Annotated in this window: 13 protein-coding genes; 1 reads left to right on the plus strand and 12 read right to left on the minus strand. The window is 57.5% G+C overall.

Features of this window, described 5'->3' with window-relative positions; all coding sequences use genetic code 11:
• Position 1: 1 nt before the first annotated feature.
• From VFA76_10480 to VFA76_10525, 10 genes are all read right to left on the minus strand, one after another.
• Positions 2-805: an enoyl-CoA hydratase/isomerase family protein gene (locus VFA76_10480; GenBank protein ID HZR32262.1), complete on the minus strand. Its 804-nt coding sequence runs from the start codon at positions 803-805 to the stop codon at positions 2-4.
• On the minus strand, positions 802-2,466 hold the full coding sequence (locus VFA76_10485) for an AMP-binding protein (protein HZR32263.1): 1,665 nt from the start codon (positions 2,464-2,466) through the stop codon (positions 802-804). The genes VFA76_10480 and VFA76_10485 overlap by 4 nt, the downstream gene beginning before the upstream one ends.
• On the minus strand, positions 2,466-3,875 hold the full coding sequence (locus tag VFA76_10490; protein ID HZR32264.1) for a polysaccharide pyruvyl transferase family protein: 1,410 nt from the start codon (positions 3,873-3,875) through the stop codon (positions 2,466-2,468). The genes VFA76_10485 and VFA76_10490 overlap by 1 nt, the downstream gene beginning before the upstream one ends.
• A complete protein-coding gene (locus VFA76_10495; protein ID HZR32265.1) occupies positions 3,872-5,005 on the minus strand; it encodes an SDR family oxidoreductase in 1,134 nt (377 codons plus the stop codon). Before VFA76_10495 ends, VFA76_10490 begins: the two co-directional genes overlap by 4 nt.
• Complete coding sequence (locus tag VFA76_10500) at positions 4,990-7,389, minus strand: SDR family oxidoreductase (protein ID HZR32266.1); 2,400 nt, start codon at positions 7,387-7,389, stop codon at positions 4,990-4,992. The genes VFA76_10495 and VFA76_10500 overlap by 16 nt, the downstream gene beginning before the upstream one ends.
• Positions 7,390-7,493: 104 nt before the next feature.
• Entirely contained in the window at positions 7,494-9,620 is a 2,127-nt protein-coding gene (locus VFA76_10505; GenBank protein ID HZR32267.1) for a radical SAM protein, read from the minus strand.
• A 320-nt stretch (positions 9,621-9,940) separates the two neighbouring features.
• Positions 9,941-10,519, minus strand: coding sequence for a DinB family protein (locus VFA76_10510; GenBank protein HZR32268.1), 579 nt, complete (start codon positions 10,517-10,519; stop codon positions 9,941-9,943).
• Positions 10,520-10,549: 30 nt separating this feature from the next.
• Positions 10,550-11,827, minus strand: a complete 1,278-nt coding sequence (locus VFA76_10515; protein ID HZR32269.1) for an MFS transporter — start codon at positions 11,825-11,827, stop codon at positions 10,550-10,552.
• Positions 11,828-11,863: 36 nt separating this feature from the next.
• Positions 11,864-13,372, minus strand: a complete 1,509-nt coding sequence (locus VFA76_10520) for an APC family permease (protein ID HZR32270.1) — start codon at positions 13,370-13,372, stop codon at positions 11,864-11,866.
• Positions 13,373-13,444: 72 nt separating this feature from the next.
• Positions 13,445-16,249: a PIG-L family deacetylase gene (locus VFA76_10525; protein HZR32271.1), complete on the minus strand. Its 2,805-nt coding sequence runs from the start codon at positions 16,247-16,249 to the stop codon at positions 13,445-13,447.
• A 230-nt stretch (positions 16,250-16,479) separates the two neighbouring features.
• Here VFA76_10525 and VFA76_10530 point away from each other — a divergent pair, with 230 nt between their 5' ends.
• A complete protein-coding gene (locus VFA76_10530; protein ID HZR32272.1) occupies positions 16,480-16,740 on the plus strand; it encodes a hypothetical protein in 261 nt (86 codons plus the stop codon).
• A gap of 40 nt (positions 16,741-16,780) precedes the next feature.
• Here the strand turns inward: VFA76_10530 and VFA76_10535 are convergent, their stop codons facing one another.
• Both VFA76_10535 and VFA76_10540 read right to left on the minus strand, forming a co-directional pair.
• A complete protein-coding gene (locus VFA76_10535) occupies positions 16,781-17,944 on the minus strand; it encodes an NAD(P)/FAD-dependent oxidoreductase (GenBank protein HZR32273.1) in 1,164 nt (387 codons plus the stop codon).
• A gap of 5 nt (positions 17,945-17,949) precedes the next feature.
• Positions 17,950-19,179 (minus strand): cyclopropane-fatty-acyl-phospholipid synthase family protein, encoded by a 1,230-nt coding sequence (locus VFA76_10540; GenBank protein HZR32274.1) that lies wholly within the window; start codon positions 19,177-19,179, stop codon positions 17,950-17,952.
• Positions 19,180-19,186 lie beyond the last annotated feature (7 nt).

Consider the following 19,186-nt stretch of genomic DNA (forward strand, 5'->3'; position numbering starts at 1 on the left):
ATTATGGCAAATATGGCTGCACCGTGGTGTTCTCCACGAATTTTCGCAGACCCTCTTCTACCGCAGGCTGGGTGAATAGGTCGCAGAAGATCTTAATTTCGAGACGCAGTTCCTCCTGCGGAATGGGCTTGATAAAGCGTTTCGCCGCGGCGCTGGTACGGCGGTCAAACTTCCGCACCTGGGCAGCTGTCGAGCGCGCAACCCGCAATGCTTCACCTTCGGCCGCCATCTGGCTGACCAGTCCCACAGATTGCGCTTTGCTGGCGTTAATACTTCGTCCCGTTAGCAACAGGTCACGGACCACCGCATTCCCCAAATCCCGCTTCAGCCGCGGAATTCCCCCAAATCCCGGGATCAGCCCCAAGCGCAGCTCGGGGAAACAGAAGCGTGCCATCTTGTCGGCGATGATCAAGTCACACGTCAGCGCCAGCTCGAATCCTCCGCCAAACGTGACTCCATGTACCGCCGCAATGGTGGTCAACGACGAACCGTCAATAGCATTGAACACAGCATGAATGCGTTCCAAAAACTCACGCACTCCGCGAACGCGGTCGGCCGACCGCATGCTTTGCGTCTTTTCGTAGAGCTCACGCAGGTCGGCGCCGGCACTGAATCCCGAGGGAAGCTGGCTGTAGATGATGAGCGCTGCGGCGTCACGTTCCAGTAAACTCAATGCCTCAACGAACCGCTCTAACTCCTTCAGCGTGACTGATCCAATCTCGTTCGCAGGCGGACGGTGCAGCGCCAATTCAATCACGCCCTCGACCAACTCCCACGAAATGGCCTCGCCGCGAAAATTCTTCATGCGCTCTGCCGGTCACGGTACAGCTCTTCGATTTGTTGCTGAAGCTGCGCCGCGATGAAGTCGCGCTTCAGCTTGCCATTCGCCGTCAGCATACCGTTTTCTACGCTGAATGGCTGCTCGACAATCTGGAATGCCCGTACCCGTTTGTAATGTGGCAGGTCACGATTGACCTCGTCCACGGCAAACTGCACCTGTTCTGGCATTGGGGTCCCGGTCACCAGGGCCGCCACAAACCCGCGCCCATGGCCGACTAACATGACCTGCTTGGCATCCGGTAGCAGCCGGAGCAGCTGGTCCTCAATGGGCTCGGGTGCGACATTGTGTCCGGAGCTAAGAATAATCAGATTCTTTACACGCCCGGAAATTCGCCAATTCCCTGCCTCATTGACGTCGCCCTGATCGCCGGTGTGAAACCAGCCGTCGCGCAGAGCGTCAGCCGTGGCTTGCGCCCGATTCCAATAACCGGGGAACACATTCGGGCCCCGCACCAAAATTTCACCGTTTTCCGCGACTCTCATCTCAACCCCAGGGATCGCCGGTCCGACACGTCCGGGTTCAACCTGCCCGGGCTCATCCATGGTGCAAATCGCAGTCGTTTCCGTCAGACCATAGACCTGTAGCACCGGAACCCCAAGCATGGCAAAAAACAATTGCGTTTCCCTAGCCAGGGGCGCCGAGCCGCAGATCAGGGCTTTCAGGTTCGCGCCAATCATCCTCTTCCGAACGCTGGAAAATAGAATGGCGCGGGCCCACGCCAACCAAAAGCGGTCCAGAGCTCGCCGCTCGCCGCGATTCTGCCGGAACCACGCCTCTTTGGCATTACCGTAGATCGTCTCAACGATGCCGCCGAATTCCGCAAACTGGCGATCCACGCCCGTGCGCACGCGTTCCAGCAGTAACGGAACATTTAAGAAGTAGTTCGCGGCAGCGCTGCGCATTTCTGCCGCCAGGCGGTTCTGGTCCGTGGACATCATCAGCAAGCTGCCGCGCAGCAAGCAGGTGAGCAGCATGATCCAGGAGCCGGCAAAGCAAAATGGCAGATAGTGGAATACCCGGTCTTGTCCTCTGGTGCCCTGCATCAGCCTGTCCAGGCGCTGCGAGGTACAACCCAGCATGTGATTGATATTCCCTAGCGTGAGCATCACGCCCTTGGCTTCGCCCGAGGTACCGGAGGTGTAAATGATAGTTACGGCGTCGTTCTCGGCTAGGGAAACCGGTGGGAGATTCACATCTTCCGCTTCGCTCGCGAAGATTTCATCGAATACCGCCCCACGGGGCGCTTCCGGCCAGTGCTGAGCGATGGAATCTCTAAAGGACGTATCACTACAAACGATCAGCGCCGGTGAGCAGTCCCTCATCATCACTACTAATTCATTGGGTGCTTGCCGGGAATAAAGCGGCACGACAATCAGGCCTTCAGACATTGCCGCCAAATCGACCGCGACCCACCGAATGCTGTTGGGCGCCAGCAGCACACAGCGGTCGCCCTTTTTCAGTCCAGCTCCACGCAAAAAGGCTCGCGCTCTGGCAATATCGGTCAGCAGCTCACTGCCGGTCGCAAACACGCCGTGCTGTTCCCATAACTGTTCCAGAATGTTGCGGCTGGAAAAGGTGTTGAGGTTCTGAACAATTCGTTCCAGGACATTCGGCTCGCGCGCCATCAGGCGTATGCCTCGAGCAAGCGGCAGAGGTTGGGACCGAGCGGAGGCAGGTAATCCTCCCAGCTCAGCGCGCCCGTGCGCACCGGGAATTCGGGATAGCGTTGCTGCACGTGTGCCTCAAAATAGCTTCCCATTTTCGCCATGAGCTTGAGGTTTCTTACTACCGTATGACCAATGGCTTGCGCGATAGCCTCGCGCTGCTTGCACAGCTTTTCCAGAATGCTCACCAACTTGGGCTCGAGCTCGGGGTCTTCCACTTCAAGCAGAAGATCATTATGTCCACGCTCGCGCATCAGGTTGCGGATGCGCTCGTCCATTGTAATTCCCGCCGATGGCACCAGCCCGGGCATGGAGGTCACAATCCCGTGGTATCGCGAAGACACCATCATGTGACACGCCCGCAGAATGCTGACCAGTTGGTACATGTCGTACTCGTCAGAACTGAAGACCGGCGCGCCACCCAGACAATCGGCAAGCCAGCGGCAGGCATCCGTATCGAGGCGCTCCGTTGCCGCCAGCACGGGGAAAACGCTGTGCTGCTTGCGAAACGAATTCACTGCATTGGCGATGGCCGCGAGGTAGCGCTGGTAAGCCGCGTCCACCTGCGGCCCGGAATTGTGAAAATAAACCGAGCGATAATGGCTCTTCCTGTAGGCTCCGGTGGCAGCATGAGCAATGTATTTTCCAACGGATGCTTTCACCGGCCAGAAGAACGGATTTATAGGACAAATCACGAGCACCGTTGTGTTGCTGTCCCAGCCCTTTTCGTGAAGGGCCTTTCGTCCGTAGTCGGGACCGTGGGGCTCGAATGTCCACGCCGTGTCGGTGCCGAGTTCGGTGGAAACGCCAAGCTCACGCAGCACGGTTCGCGATTCCTCGTTGCGCGTAATAATCAGCGACTCGCGGCAATAGCGCGCGCACATGCGGGCCAGTAGCGGATCCATTTCGCCAGCTTCGGCGCCGTAACCAACTGACAATTTGTTCTGCGCCGATGCAATCGCCAGCGAGCCGATCATCATCGTGGTCAATGCATTGGCGAACTTGCTCTTGAACATCGAACCTTCGCACGCCATCACACCATGATGTTTCGGTACTTCGTTGTAGAGAAAGGGCGGAAAAATATCCGGCAGGTGGACCTGGCGGGCGTCACCGAAATACCCGCGAGACCGCTCGAAATTCTGGCTCATCACGCTCAGGCTGACGTTCTCGGCGCCGAGGATTCGGCGCACCTGGCGCAGCATCTCTTCCACGCGAACATCGGAACCAGTGTTGCGCGTGCCATTGTAGCCGGCAAAAAGCAGCTTCAGCTTTTCGCCAGGCCGCCAGGAATCCCCCTCGCCCAGCATCCACTTCAGCTTGGTGAGTTCGATGGCGCCGCTGACCCACGCCTCGAGCACCAAGTCCATCATGCGGCTGAGCCTCCGGCCGCGCTCGGCCACTCCTGGTATTTGTAGGTGAAGCGATTCTCGCAACTGAACTTGAGCAGCGGATAACTGTACTGTGAAAAGGGCGCCGGACGGCGTCCCGTCTCTCGAACTACGCGAGTATTGTCGAAAACCGTGTTCCACACCAGATACGGTAAGAACACTTTCAGCAGCGATGCCCCGTGACCTACATTGCGCCGGCTTCGCGAGAGCTGTTCGACGGCCCAAGCAAATGGCCGCTCCAAGCTAGGCAGATAGACCGGACCGCGTTTGTGGCGTGCTCGTGAGAGCGCATCGGTGAGTTCGCGAAATGTCTGCGACGAGGTGCCCGACGAAAGATGATAGATATCGTGCTCGGGCTTCGCCTTCTGGTGCAGCGTAACGATCGAATCGGCAACAAAATCGACGTTCACGATGTCAATCTGGTCGGTTGGCCGGAAGGGGAGCACCGGCAATCCTGCGAGAAATACGAACGCCTTCACCATATCGAACTGCGTGGTCTGGGCGTAGCGGCTATCGCCCAGCACAATACTTGGCCGAAAGATGGTATGCGGAACATCGGGCAGCAGCTCGCGTACCATGTGCTCGCAGAATTTCTTGCCGCGGGCATATGGATCGTAATCAGAACGATTCCAATCGATGGCATCGTCCTCTTTGACCACCTCATTGCTGCGCTTCCCCGCAACAGCAACTGTACTGACATCGCTAAAGCGCCGCAGACCGTGGTGATCACGCGCCGCCTGCGCCAGCTTAATCACCTCAAGTGTCCCGCGCAGGTTCACGTTCAAGCAGGCTTTTTCCGACTTTCGGTTCAGAGACGCAGCGCAATGAATAACAGAATCCGTGGATTCCATGAGCTGGCGGTAAGCGTCGGTGTCCAACCCAAAGCCTGAATCGACAAGGTCGCCGCGAAAAATCTTGATGCGTGATCGCAAGTGCGCGTGAAAACGCGGGAACTCCATGTGCAACTGCAATGCCCGCCACAACCGCACTTCGGCCTCATGCGCATCCTTCGCCCGAACCAGCAGGTTTAGATTGTCGCGGTGGCCTTCCAGCAAACCGACGACAACGTGGGCGCCAATGTAGCCGGTTGAGCCGGTCAGGAATATTGCCACGTGGTTCCCGTTCCAGTTTGTAGGGTCTGGTCATTATCGGCGGCCACGCCGCCTTCGGGCGGTGGCGAAGAGGACATCTGGAACCTGGGCCGGGGCCCGGATTCTATGGGACGGCCCTCGATCAGCGGATACGTCCATTTGCGCAGCGCAGGTATATGTATGTTGATCCAGTACTCGTACCAGTCAAGACTGCGGGTGTCGTAGCCAAAGACCGAACGCTCTTCGGCAGGCAAAGCCTGCGACAACCACTCGATGTGCTCCGCCTCAAAATCGTGCTCGTTATGCAAGATAAACGGTTCGAACAACTCGATCAGCTTCTCCACTCGCTCCAGTCCGCGTTCGGTGCGTACCAACGGCGGCTGAAGAAAAGGAAATGGCGCCGTGATTTTCTGCAACGACTTTACCAACGCCTTCTGCGCTGGCGCCGAAAGCCGGTTATAGCGTTGCTTTGAAACTGCGATCGTGTCGAAGCGTAACCGCCGGCGCAGCTCAGGATCGTCCTGTGCGCGATAAAACTTTCGATGCGCCAGGCAGGTAAGCTCGATGGAGCGCGCCATATCACAAGGATTGCTGACCGAAGTCGCCAGTTGGTAAACCGGCTCGTGACAGCGCTGTACGATCGCGGCTGCGATCAGGGTCATGCCCCGGCACACGGTATCGACGGGAATAATGTCCAGTCGCTTGCGCTCATTGCTTGGCAGCTGCCGGAAGTATGTGCCCAATAAATATGAAAGCGACGCCGAAGTGTTTATGCCTTCGTTCCAGCCGCGGAACGGCTGCGTCACTGAGGTCTCAACAATAGACGGACGCACCACCGCGATCGGCAGCCCCGCCCCGAGCTTTTGGATCAGCGACTCCGCCAGGCTCTTGGTGAGGGTGTAGGTGTTGGGCCATCCCAGCTCCTTGGCCCGCTTGGTGCCCGCCTCGGTGAGATAGGCCCGGAGCCATCGCACCCGGTTCTTCCTGATCTGGTTCTCCAAGGCGACCGCCGAGAGCTCTTTCCCGCCGGTTTTCTGCTGAGCTTGCCTTCGTAGCTCCCGGTCGATCTCCGGACTTTCCGAACGTGCAATTGCATCTTGAATCGTCTTGTGTAGCGCCTGGCGTTCGCTTTCCGCGTCGAATCCTGATATGCCCAGCGGCGTGTAGTTGGGGTGCAACTCCTCTTCGACTCGCCCGTCGCGCGCACCCGCCACATAGCACGTAGAAAGATGCAGCAAACCGGCGTGATCACATTGCCGTACAAATTGGATCAAGTGGAGAACGGAATCCACATTGGAGGCGAGAGCTTCGCGCAGATCCGGGTTGAAGTCGGTCAGCCCCGAACTGTTGACCACCAGATCGAGGGTGGCCTGCAGCGGTTGCAGCACTCCAGCCGGCAGCCCGAACCCGGGCTGACCGGCATCTCCTTCCAACACTTCCACCCGCCGGGAGATAAACCGCTCGAATTCGCTTCGGTAGCGTTGATGAAGCGGATCGAAGATTGGAGATTCTTCGAGGATCTTTTCAAAACGCCGCCGCGCCGAATTGGATTTCTGCCGGCGTATCAGCAGGTATATCTTGCCCACTTCAGGCAGACTCTCGAGCAACTGCGCCAGCCACACTTTGCCAATAAACCCGGTGACCCCAATCAGCAGGACGTTCTTGCCCGCCAGTGCGCTTCGGACCGAGAACCGCCGCGGCTCCTTCACGGAATCAAAGTGGATGACCGGATGAGTCCTATGCGCTAGCTTCCGTTCGGTTGAAACAACAGCCGAGGAGAGAGTGTCGATCTTGCCCCGGAAATCAAGCTCGGTGGAAAGCTCGTCGAGAGTTCGACTACCGTTGGCCGCGCCGCCGGTGATCAGCGCCAATATGCCCCGAGGGCGAATCACGGGATCGAGCAGCCGCCCGGTGCAATAGTTGTCCCGAAATTCCAGCCGATTGCAGAGGAGCCGTGTCACTTCGAGGTACTCCGCCAGCGGACGCATGACGTGATCCAGCCCCTGGCTCACCAGGACCACCTCCTGGCCCGTCGTAACTAATTGCCGCAGCTTTTGAACACCTTCCGGTTTCAGGTGGGCCTTCAGTACATACCAGAAATATTCCTCGCCCAGCAGGTCCAGGCGATCGCGGCTTATTCCTCTCAAAATAGTGTGGACAAGACGAGTAGCGAAGGTGCGATCAATTGCATACAGGATGGGACGGAGCAGCGCCTGCAGAAAAATAGCACCGCGACGCAGCCAGCGCTCGCTGAACGTTTGCGCATTCCAGGCGAAGAACGCCACCGGACGCACCGTACTCAGGTTCAACAGGCTGCCCTCAACCCGCCAGTAAACCGGCGCGGGCTGGGTTTTATGTTTAATGCTGGAATTCAAGACTTCGTCCAAAGCTCCGGGAACCGCCATTCAACTCCCCGCAACATTCTACCCAAACGGCTCTCGTTCCGGCCCCAAAAACACTAAGGCCGCCGAAAGCGCTTCCGGCGGCCCCATTCCCGAATCGCTAGAGGTTAATCGCCGTAAACCTCTTCCTTAACTTCTTCCTTGGTAGCAACATCGTCGTCTATGGGCCGGGGCGCAGCCAGCGATTCCAGCGGCACGAAGCCGCCGGGCGCAGGCTTCTCGCCGAGAACTTGCTCGCGGTACAACTTGGACATGCGTGCATTTTCTTCTTCCTGCTTCACCCTGGCCGCACGTGCCCGCATCTTCTCTTCACGCGAGTTTTTGGCGATGCCTAGCACATCCAGGTCCTTCTGCTCCTCGGTGGTGATGATGCCTTCTTTCAAGGTCAGCGCACCCTCACTGTCGGCGATTTTCACCTTCTTGCCGCCGGCGAAGATCTCATGCCGCCCGTGCTCCTCGTACCATTTGGTGAGGGTGGCGGTCATATGCATTTTCTCGATGATGTTCCGCCAGCCTACGCCAGTGTTGTAGGCGCAGAAGGAAATCTCACCTTCCTGGGTGGCATAGGGAATAATGCACTGCTCGGTTCGCCGGAAATCGTAGTTGTACAGGTCCTGGAACCACATTCCTGCAACGAACAGCACATTCCAGCGGTCTTTACGCCGTTTCTCGATGTCTTCGAGAGTTCGGTCACCGGTGACTTTGCCGTAGCCGCCGCTCTGGGCCTTCTTGGTCACGCCAAAACTCTTGTCGAACTTGGTCAACATGTCGAAGATGGTGAAATGCTTTGGCGTCTTGAACGGGTCGTAATTGCGCATCAGGGCAAGCGCCATGCCGAGCGATGACAGAAACTTTCCCCGTCCCGCATCGTTGATGCTGGCCACGTCCTTTGCCATCTGGTCAGCGTGCAGGAAGGCGGTCATCGGTGCCGCTTCCTTGGTTTCCTTGTCAATCATGATGGCCATGCCAACGCCGCAATTCGGGTGGCAGCCGCAGCTCACTTGTCCCCACTCGGCCTGCGGACCGTGTACCAGGTCAGACCAATCGGAGAAGGTGCTGATGAAGGAGAGTGGGAACCAATCGCGCGCCGGCTCGCCGAGTCCGGTCTGATTCTTCACGTCGTGCGCCAAATGCGAAAGCGTATAGCGTTGCGCCTGGCGGCGCTCGTCAGTTACCGCTTCGTCGCGGCCGGTAAACGAGACCGGCTGGAAGGAGAGGAACGACATCATCTTGGGATTGTCCAGTGCAAACTGAATGATGCGTCCCACCTGCTCGTTATTGATGCCGTTCACAATGGTAGTGACCGGCACCAGCTCAACCCCTGCTTCGTGCAGGTTCTCAATGGCTTTTAACTTTACGTCGAACAAGTTGCCGACCTTGCGGTGCGAGTTCGCGGCATTGCCGATGCCGTCGAACTGCAGGTAGGCATAGCGCAGGCCCGCTTCCCTGGCCTGATTGCAGAACTCTTTACTCTTGGCGAATTCAATTCCGTTGGTCGCCGCCTGGACGCTGGTGTAGCCCACCTTGCGGGCGTATGCCACAGCATCCAGAAAGTATGGCGAAAGTGTCGGCTCACCGCCCGAGAACTGCACCGACATCTGCCGTTTCGGCTTAATGGAAATCGCGTTATCCAGCAGTGTTTTGATCTCTTCCCAAGTCAGTTCGTGAACAAAGCCCACCTGGTTCGCGTCCATGAAGCAGGGATCGCACATCATGTTGCAGCGGTTGGTGAGATCAATGGTAAGAACTGAACCGCGGCCGTATTTCACCGTGCTGGAACCGTGATTATGCAGGCGTTCGTCGTTGTGAGAACGAATGTCGCGGCCAGGAAAACAATCTTCCAGGTGCTTGAAGAAGGCAGTGTCCATTGCCATCACGTCTTCGAAGTGCCCGTGCTTGGGGCAGTCCTTCACCATCAGGATCTTGCCGTCGCGCTCGATGATCTGCGCTTTGATCTCGCCTACTTTTTGGTTGAGCAGGATGTCGTGGGGCAACTTGCCATCGAGGATCTGTTGCCGGATTTCAGGCACGCACTTCGGGCACAGCGAGTCGGTCGTCCGCGGCCAGCCCAGTGGGGGCTTGCTCTTCTCGTAAGATTTCAGCATCGGCTTATCGGACCACTTGGGCGTGAACGATGGCTTGGGATGGATGCGATTCAGCCTCTCGAAAAGGAGCCACGCGCCGTTCGCGGCGACGTTGAGGGCCTTCTCCACATATTTTACCGGCTTGTGCATTTTCTCTCGCTTTCACCGGGTCAGCAGACGGACACGCCAAAAAGTGCCCTCGCCCAATTTGGGCAACCGGTGTTCAAATTAGTTGAGCTTCCGCCGTGCTTGTGGGACCGCACGAACACTGAAATCCCCTCAGAATCACACGGATAGAGCTAGGGTGATAGTAGGTTCGGAAGCCGTCCAGGCTCAACGAAAATGCATGAAAGGGGCTATTTAGGGGTTTAGCCGCGCCATTTTTGCATTGTATTGCGTAAGCCATTGAAAACTAATGGCTACACCGGCAGGCCTTGGGCCGCCGGCCCAACCCCTTGCCTGAGCCCTCTCTATTTCTGTTGAGGTCTGCTGGCAGGAGGAATGATGCCGTTCATACGCAAATATTCCACCATTTGTCCGTAATGATCAAAGCAATGGTAATCAATTAGCGTTGCAAGACCAAGCCGCGTCTCGGTTCCGTCACCAAACGGACTCTTGATGGAAGCGGTGGCGTTCTTTGCGTTTATAACGGCCGTGGCTTTGTGACCATAAGTGAATGAGTCACGGAGAAATTTCATAATGTCCGTCTTGCTTTTCATGGCATCCGGACCGTTCTCGCTGCCTATATCAACCGGAACTTTCTCTCCCAGAATGCCGGCAAATACCTGGTAATTTACTGCCGCCACGTGCTTCACCTGCTGGCCGAAGGTGCGCACTCCCTTGAACTCACCGTTTGTAGGAGCAAAGTCATACTTGTCCTCCGGCATGGCATCAGCGGCACCGACAAATTCCTTCTCGACACCCTTGAGCTGGTCGTCCAGAACACTTGCAATGGTCTCCTTCTTTGGCTTCGTGGGTTTGGACTGTGCGACCGTGAACGAAGTGCATCCCAACAAGACCAGTACAATCAAGAACAATCTGTTATTCATGTTTTCTCCTCAGAATTTGTGTATGAAAACTTAGGCATGAGTGACGCCCGCGTCTGCGTAGTGCGCCAAATCCACTTCGCTGCCCCGCAGCCGATGCCACTTCATGCTGATAAGCCCGAGCACCAGGCCGAGCGCGGCATACATTAGAGCCCGCGGGACGCCCTGCTTCTCTGCTACCGCTCCCCAGATAACGCTGCCTGCAGCCACTCCACCTTGCAGCACCAGAATGTACATGGACAGGGAACGTGCCAGTACCCATGGAGGCGACATGGTCTGCGCGGTCACATTCAGGCATGCCAGAATGGTGATCCAAGCCACCCCACCCAGGAAGAGCACAGCCCCCAGCAGCGCGAACCAGTGTACCTGACCAGCAGCAAAGGTCACGACGGCAAACACTACCGTCGCAGCGCCGACCATATTGTCCATGCCGGTGTGACTTCGGATTCGCGGCAGAATGGCCGCTCCGGCCAACGCTCCCAGCCCAAAGGAACCTAATAGAAGTCCGTAACCTATTGCGCCATGCGGGCGAGCGATGATCGGTAACAATGCCAGCAATGCGCTGGCTGAGAGGCTGACGGCCAGGGTCCTGACCAGCACTGCCTTCACAGCGGGCGATTGGCGGACGTATGCAATCCCTTCCTTCATAGCCCCCCAGATACGCCCACCCTCCGCGCCGTTCTTAGCCTTTCGTTTCCATTGGCAGAGAAAGAAAATCACACCGAAAAAAGAAGCGGCGTTGATGAGGAAGGCCACACCCGATCCCGCAGCCGCGATCACCGCGCCTCCTAGCGCAGGTCCAATGGCGCGTGCCACGTTATACCCGGCGGAGTTGAGCGCCACCGCCGACGCGTGTTGTTCCCCTGAGATAATCTCCGGAGTGATGGCCTGCCAGGCAGGGTCGTTCATAACCGCCCCCAGCCCCAGAAAAAACGTGAACAAGAGCAGCAACCAGGCAGTGACCAGATGAAGCACCGTGATCACACCCAGGGCGGCCGCGGCGATTACCATCCAGGTTTGGGTCACAATCAGCAGCCGCCGGCGATCCACCAGATCAGCTAGTGCTCCCGCCGGTAAGGCCACGAGAAACACCGGCAGACTCGACGCCACTTGTACCAGGCTGACCATCAGCGGCGACATGCTGAGTGAGGTCATGAGCCAGCCGCTGCCCAGATTTTGCATCCAGGTGCCGGTGTAAGAAATTACAGCCGCGATCCACAATGAGCGGAAGACGGGTTCACGAAATGGGCCCCATGGCGAGAACCTGTGCTTTGATCCTCCCGCCATAGTTGCTGAAGCTTTTGGGGCCATTCTCTCCCAACCCATCTTTAAATTCTTCACACCGCTTCAGGCTTGATTGCCGCGCGCTGTTTCCGCAAATTCGGTAATAGCTTCCCCGAAGGGCCATTCGCGCCGGCGCCACGATCGAAGCAGGTAAATAGCGACCCCGACCACAATGATGATCGTGGCATAACGGATCTCGCGCAGAAAGTCTTTCCTTGAGATCAGGATGAAAAGAAATCCCGATGCGGCAATCAAAGCCGGTAAGGGATAGAACCACATCCGGAACGGGCGTGGCATATCTGGCCGGCGTACCCGCAAAACGATCACGCCAATGGCCTGTACCAAAAATTGGATCATAATGCGGATCACCACCAGGGCAGCAATGACATCGGCCAATCTGAGAAAACAAAATGCCGCCGCAACTATACCCAAAGCCAGCAATGAGACATAAGGAAAACGGCCCTCGGGATGCACTCTCGCGAACACGCGAAAATAATTTCCATCCAGGGCCGCCGCATAAGGCACGCGCGAGTAGCCCAGAAGGAGCGAGAAGACCGAAGCGAATGCCGTCCACATAATCAACCCTGCTACCAGATATCCCGCCCAGCTGCCGTAAATTCTCTGCATGAACATTGAAACCACGTAAAAGCGCGTGTCGGTGCGGCCAGCCTGCGCCAGCTCCTGCCAGGGCAGCACTCCGAGAATGCTGATGTTCATGACGATATATAGACCAGCAACCAACACGATGGATAGCAGCAACGCGCGTGGAATTGTCTTGCCGGGGTCCTTTATCTCTCCTCCCAGGAAACAAACGTTGTAGTAGCCCCAGTAATCATAGGTTGCGATCAGCATTGCCGAACCCATGCCGATGAAGAACTCGTGCGACAGAGTAAACGCGCCCGGCGGAAAGCTGAACGCTCGTGCCGCGTTGAAATGGCTGAGGCCGGCGACGATAATCCACAGCATCGTGCCCATCACTCCGACCCAGAGCAATTTGGAAAGCTTTCCGATGCTGGTGATCCGCCGGTACAGCAGCAGCACTGCCAATAGACAAACCAACACCGCGACAAAAGGCATGGCAGTTACGGGTGAGTTCGCCTCAATGGTTCCCACTACAGGCAAGGTGAGATGAAACCCGCGGGCAAACTGCGGGGTCTCCAGAATCGGCCAGATGTAGCCGGCATACCTCGCAAATCCGATGCATCCTGAAGCAATTGAAAGCGGCGCGCTGAACGAGAGCTGCCAGATGAAAAGAAACGAGAGCAGACGTCCCAGCCGCTTCGGCCCGTAAATTTCACTTAGGTATCGGTAAGAGCCTCCGGAGCCGGGCATTGCAGCTCCCAGTTCTGCCCACACCAGCCCATCGCAAATGGCGAAGAAGGCGCCGAAGATCCAGCCCAGCATGGCCTGGGGGCCGCCCGCTGCAGCCACCATTAACGGAATGGTGATAAACGGGCCCACCCCGATCATGTCAATCATGCTCAGGGCGGTCGCGCTGCCCAGACCAATGCCGCGGATCAGCTCAGGAGATGGGACGGATTCGGCGGGTCTGATATCAGAGGCCCGATTCATGTGGCGCCGGCATCCCGCCGGCTGTCTCGTGGCCGTCCCGCCCACGCTCGGTCCGGCGGGACGGCGGCACTCTTAACGTTCATGTCCTGCGCTCAGCAGATTCACGTACAGACGAACTGCTCCCGGTACTCCTGCAGGAAGTTGCCGGAAAAACGCGTATCCGTTGTAGATGTAGGTGCCCTTGCCATACTCCGCTCGGAGTAGGCCCCCGCGCATGGCCGACTCGCCGGGATCATGCGAGGACAGCAGCGGCTGGAATTTACTGTCCCACTGGTCCATGAAGTAGAGTCCGCGCTCCTGCACCCAGCCGTTAAAATCCCGAGCGGCAATCTGGTTGGGGTAACGGAATACGCTGTCTTGCGGCGCCAGAATGTCCACCGGGGCTTCCTCCACGCTCACACGATCCCGGCTCTCATGCGCCGAAAACGGGGTGTATTTCCCGGAATTAAAATCGTTCGTTCCGGTGTTGTACTGCACAATCAAAGTGCCGCCATTCGAAACAAAGTCCAGCAAGCGACGGTTGTTGGCGCGCACATCATCTCGAGTATCATAGGCGCGAATTCCCGTGACGATCGTTCCGTAGTGATTCAGGTCACTGCTGGCGAGCTCCTGCGGGGAAATCAAAGTGACGTCCATGCCGAGTTGCCGCAGCACTGTAGGAATATCATCGCCTGCCCCCATGATGTAGCCGATTTTCAGCCCTTCCGGCCGCTTCACGTCCACTACACTGACGTGTTGTAGAGCCTGTTGGTAATAGTAAAAAGTGTCGAGGTCTTCGCGCGTGACCACGGTGTAGCCTTCGCGGTATTCGTGCCCGTCCGATTCGAACACAGCGCTTACATCCTTCCGGATTTCGCCCGAAGTCGCCGGCCACAAAGTGAAGTCGAGCTTACGTTCTTGACCGCGCTGTGCAAATTCGACCGGCATTTCGGCGGGATCGGCGCGCCAGCCTTCCGGCACTTCCAGGCGCAATGTGCCTTTAGCCGGCCCGGAAACGTTGCTGCGTATATCAACCAGTACGTGCCCACTGGCATTTGCACCCGCCGGAACAACCAACGTCCCGGATTCCACAAGTACCGAAAATCTTGGTGTGATTGCCAGAGTGGGCCGATGCTCAACGTTCTTATCGTCCACATACGGTGCAGTCACCGCGGTCGAGATCCGGCTCCCAGGACCGCCCTTCGCGCCTCCCACGTCATGCGGCGCGCTATTGAAGATTGAAAAGTTCAATCCACCGCGCCTGGGCACAATGGAGTAGCTGGCATGCGCATGGACAGGAGGCGGCGGGAATGGCAACGTCAGATCCCGCTGATTAGTGATGTCATAAACAGCCTGCTCCGGCGAAGATCGCTGAAAGTAGGGCCGCGTGTACTCGGCATTCTCCGGAATTTTCAGCCGGTAGTTGGCGTAGTAATCCTCACCCGGATGCAGCAACGTGTCGCGGCCTTTGTAAGAACCCGTGATCCAGCCTTCGGGGGCATCGAGACCTACCTCCTCAATCTGCAGCAGTTCCTTTGAGCCATTATGAAATCTTGCAACCACCAACACACTGCCACCGGGCGAAACTGTAGTGTGCGCATTTCGGGAGCTTGCCGGTTCGTTGGAAGCGCCCGTGGGATGAGTGACCGTCGCCTTGAATGAAACATTCATGGCCAGGTTGGCGGCAGTCTCACACTGCTGTTGCTTTTCCTGGAGGCGGGTGAGCAGGTCAAATTTTGCGGCAGGGCTGAGATCGGATTTCTCGGCCTGAAAAATCATTCCGTTCAGCACTTGCAATGCCTCCAGCAAAGGACCGGCTGCCTTTTGTGGATCTTTGTCGGCGTCGTGCGCCGCCTGCTTTATTTTTTCTTCGATTTTCAACAGCGCGGGTCGCAATTGCGGTAGCGTGGACTGTTCGGCCCCCAATCGCTCCGCCAGCCCGGGCAACGTGGTGTTGATCCCGTCAAAAAAATCCTGCTCGTGCCCGTCTGCGGCAGCGGTCCGCGGCAACACCGAATCCACCAATTTGTAGTAGTCGAAGCGGTCCCCGGCATCGACCTTCCAATTTCCCGCTCCTTGCGAGAGCTGATGATTCAGGCCTTTTAAGGCGAATTCCACGTACGAGGTTCCCAGTGCGGCATCCGCTTGGCCCGTGTTCAGCTTCAGGTCGTATGGCTCACCCTCAAAAACATGGTCGGTGTAGAGCTTCTTCACCTGCCAGGGCAGCAGTCCTTCCTTAATCTGCTCAGGGAAACGGCTAGGATCGGCCGCCGCGCGGAAAGCTTCTTTGGTCAGAATGGCCGCGGCCTGGTGGTTTCCGTGGCCGTCTCGCGAGGTGCCCTGGAAACGCGAGACCAGCACATCGGAATGAAAAGTGCGTATCAGCCGGACCATGTCGCCCAGGGCTACATCGTGCCCGCCCCACTTTTGGAAAGTTTCGTCCGGAGTCTTGGAGAAGCCGAAATCCACCACCCGGGAGAAGCGCTGCTCAATGCCGTAGTATTTGTCAGCCTCAAGCAGTTCCAGGGTGCGAAGCAGGCCCAGTTCGTCGAAAAGATTGCTCCCGGTCTTGTTCTGGCCGCCCTCGCCACGGTTGAGCGTGAGTTGCAGGATACTTACCCCTTTTCCGCGCGATTCCAGGGTCAGCATGCCGCCATCTTCATCGTCAGGGTGAGCAATGGTGTGCATCATCCGGGCGGTCGTCCGTAGCCGCACCAGCATCTGTTTTAAGCCGGCGGTGCCGGTATCCTGGGGCAGCGAGCCGGAGACGTCGCTGCGATCGGGGACAGGCTTCTCCCCGGCGACCGGTGCCGGGAGTACCAACAAAACAGCAAAAAGAGATCCTAGGAAAGCCTTCAACACCCGGTTCGCAATAATCACCTTGGGTTCAGACCTCACAGATCTTGCAGAATTTGGATTCGCGTTCTCTTAACCGATGTCTCTGCCGGTCAACATGATTCAATCATCCGGCTCTGTGCAACAACTTTGCCATCAATGGCAAGAAATTTCTGCGCCCGCCACCCACGGTGGCGGCAAGTTGCTGATTTTCCCTTCAATTGCGATGGCAGAGGAATTGCCTCTGGACAGTGTAGCGCGGTATAAGTTCTACCCCGCCTCCCAGGGGAAAAATGAAAGTAGCTCTGATTGCAGTCCTGCTCGTGGGCCTCAGTTCGGCCACGATCACCCGACCCTCACCCAAGCCGCAAGCCTTAGCCCTCTCCACCGCCCGCCACAAGCCGCCGACCAAAGGTAAATGGTACATGGCGGAGAATGGGCATGCCGTCTATTGCTTCGGACGAGTGGTCACCCTTCCCGCCGCCAACGGTGAAATCAAGCGCGTAGCCACCTTCTGCAGCGGCGACTCACCCATAGTGGAATTAAGAGACTAGCAGGCGGGTTTCGTAGCTCCAGTTTTTTATTCCCGGCGGGCTAACCCGCCAACGCTTGTCTCGCCTTCGGCTGGAGTGCAGGAGTACGAAGTGCCGATTCATTCGCGTGCAGGAACCAGCGGTCCAGCACAACTCGACGCGGGAACCATTCCGTTCGAAGCAACTGGCGTGCGATGCCGCTGACCAGGCGGGGTGATAGCTTGCGGCCGAGATTCGTAGCCCAATCTCCCCGCGTGCTACCGAAGCGGTCCGCCAGCAGTTTGCTGTAATTTTCCAGTCCAGCCCGGTTGTAGTCTCTGGCACAATCGGCAATCACCTGCGCGGCCAGCAGACCCGACTCTATGGCCGGCCGGATCCCCTCGCCGCTCTGCGAATATGCCAATCCAGCAGCATCGCCGATCAGCATCAGCCCGTCATCCACCAGCGTGCGGGTGGTTTTGGAATAAAGAAGGTAAGCATGACCAAGAATATTGCTAGGTAGGTCGAAGGCAACCTTGCCCGTCCGCTTCAAGAACTCCAGGAACTCAGCCACCTGCTTCGAAAGACTGTGGCGATCGAGCCTGCCGAATCCCACGTTGAGAATGTTTCCCTTGCGGAAACACCATCCGTAGCCGCGCATGTCTGCACAAAAATAAAGTTCTGGCATCTCCGGCCGGATCGAGCACTTTTCCTGCTGCTGCACATTCATCTCGAATTCGGCTTCCTGCGCCGCCACAATTTCTTCCCGGCCCATCCGGGCTCCCATAAAACGTGCGACCGGGCAGAAGTGCCCGCCGGCGCCAATCACCAGATGCGCCCGGATGTTGCCGTTCACCACCCAGCCGTCGCCGTTGCGCTCCAGGCGCTCGAAAGGCACACCTTCAATCACGCGGGCTCCGGAGCGCCTCAACAGATATTCGTCGAACTCGAAACGCCGAATCCCGTAACTGACAACCCGGCCGTAATCGCTTTCAATCTCTGGATCGCCGATTCGGCTGGTGCGAAAACCGTGAATGGGTTGGAAGGTGCGGCCAGGGCCGTAATCGGAGGGATCAATTTGCAGCTCATCCAACACCTGAGGCGTGATCCATCCGCCGCAGACTTTGTCGCGAGGAAACGTTTGCTTGTCGAGAATTAGGACGTCCAGGCCAGTCGCTCGCAGCTTCCAGGCGCAGGAGGATCCCGCCGGTCCGCCGCCCACAACCAGAACGTCGCAGGAATTCATGTGTCTTATCCGAACGCGGGCATTGAAGACTGATCTTCTTCGACTTGCGGCTCATAAAGGTAGGCCCGCGTCCACGGCAATGCCGCGCACTTTGATCCCGCAAATACCACCTGAAACAATTGCATCGAACCTGCCCGGAAGGCTGCCGCAGAGCCCGCCAAATAAAGCCGCCACATACGCACGAAACGCTCGTCGAATCGCGCTCTCACCTCGTCCACGGAATTTTCAAAGCGCTCCAACCAGTGTTCCAGCGTGTGCGCGTAGTGCATTCTCAGGTTCTCTACGTCAAGCACGGAAAAATTTGGGGACTCCAGAATCTGTATTACTTCCCGGAGAGAGGGCGTGTAGCCGCCAGGAAAGATTCGCTTGCGGATCCAGGCGTTGAGCGGCCTGGGCTGGTTGCGCCCAATAAAGTGCAGCAAACCGCGTCCGCGATCGCCAATGGCGCGCTGGATGGTCTTGCCGAATGCGGAATAATGCGATTTTCCTACATGTTCGAGCATGCCCACTGACATAAAAACATCAAAGCCTCCCGAGATGTTTCGATAGTCATCCTGGATGAACTCCACGCGATCATCGAGACCCTCCTTTGCGGCGCGCCAGCGTGCGTAGGCGATCTGCTCGCGCGAAATGTTAAAGGCCTTCACCTTCACGCCGTAGTAGCGGGCCATGTGCAGCGCCAGCGCTCCCCAGCCGCAACCTGCCTCTACCACCCTCTCACCCGGCTGCAATCGAACTTTGCGGCATACGTGGTCCATCTTGGCCAGTTGCGCTTCCTCCAGCCCGCTTTCCGGGCTAGGAAAGTAAGCACACGTGTACACGAGTTGCTCGTCCAGCCACAGTTTGTAGAAATCGTTTCCGATATCGTAATGCCTATGGATGTTATGGCGAGAACCGCGCCGCGTGTTCTGCTGTGTAAGCCGCAGCCACAAATCTGCTGGACTGGGAAACCAGTTGCGTTTTCCGCGCTCCAGGATACTTTTGTCGGCGGCTGTCAGAATGGCCACCAGGTCGCCCTCGACGCGCAGTTTGTTTTCTGCATACGCTTCGCCGAAGCCAATATCAGGGTCAACCACCAGTCTCGCCACAACCCACCGATCTTGAAAAACTATGCTGCCCAGCGCGCGCCCCTGGGGACGAACTTCGGGGCCGTTTGCCAGGGCCAGCCGTAGCGGCGGATTGCCCGCCGCGTCATGAACTTTCTTCAGCACCCACTCGTCGAATCGGGAGAGCATAGGTCCT

Source organism: Terriglobales bacterium (genome assembly GCA_035651655.1).
GTDB lineage: Bacteria > Acidobacteriota > Terriglobia > Terriglobales > Acidobacteriaceae > DASRFG01.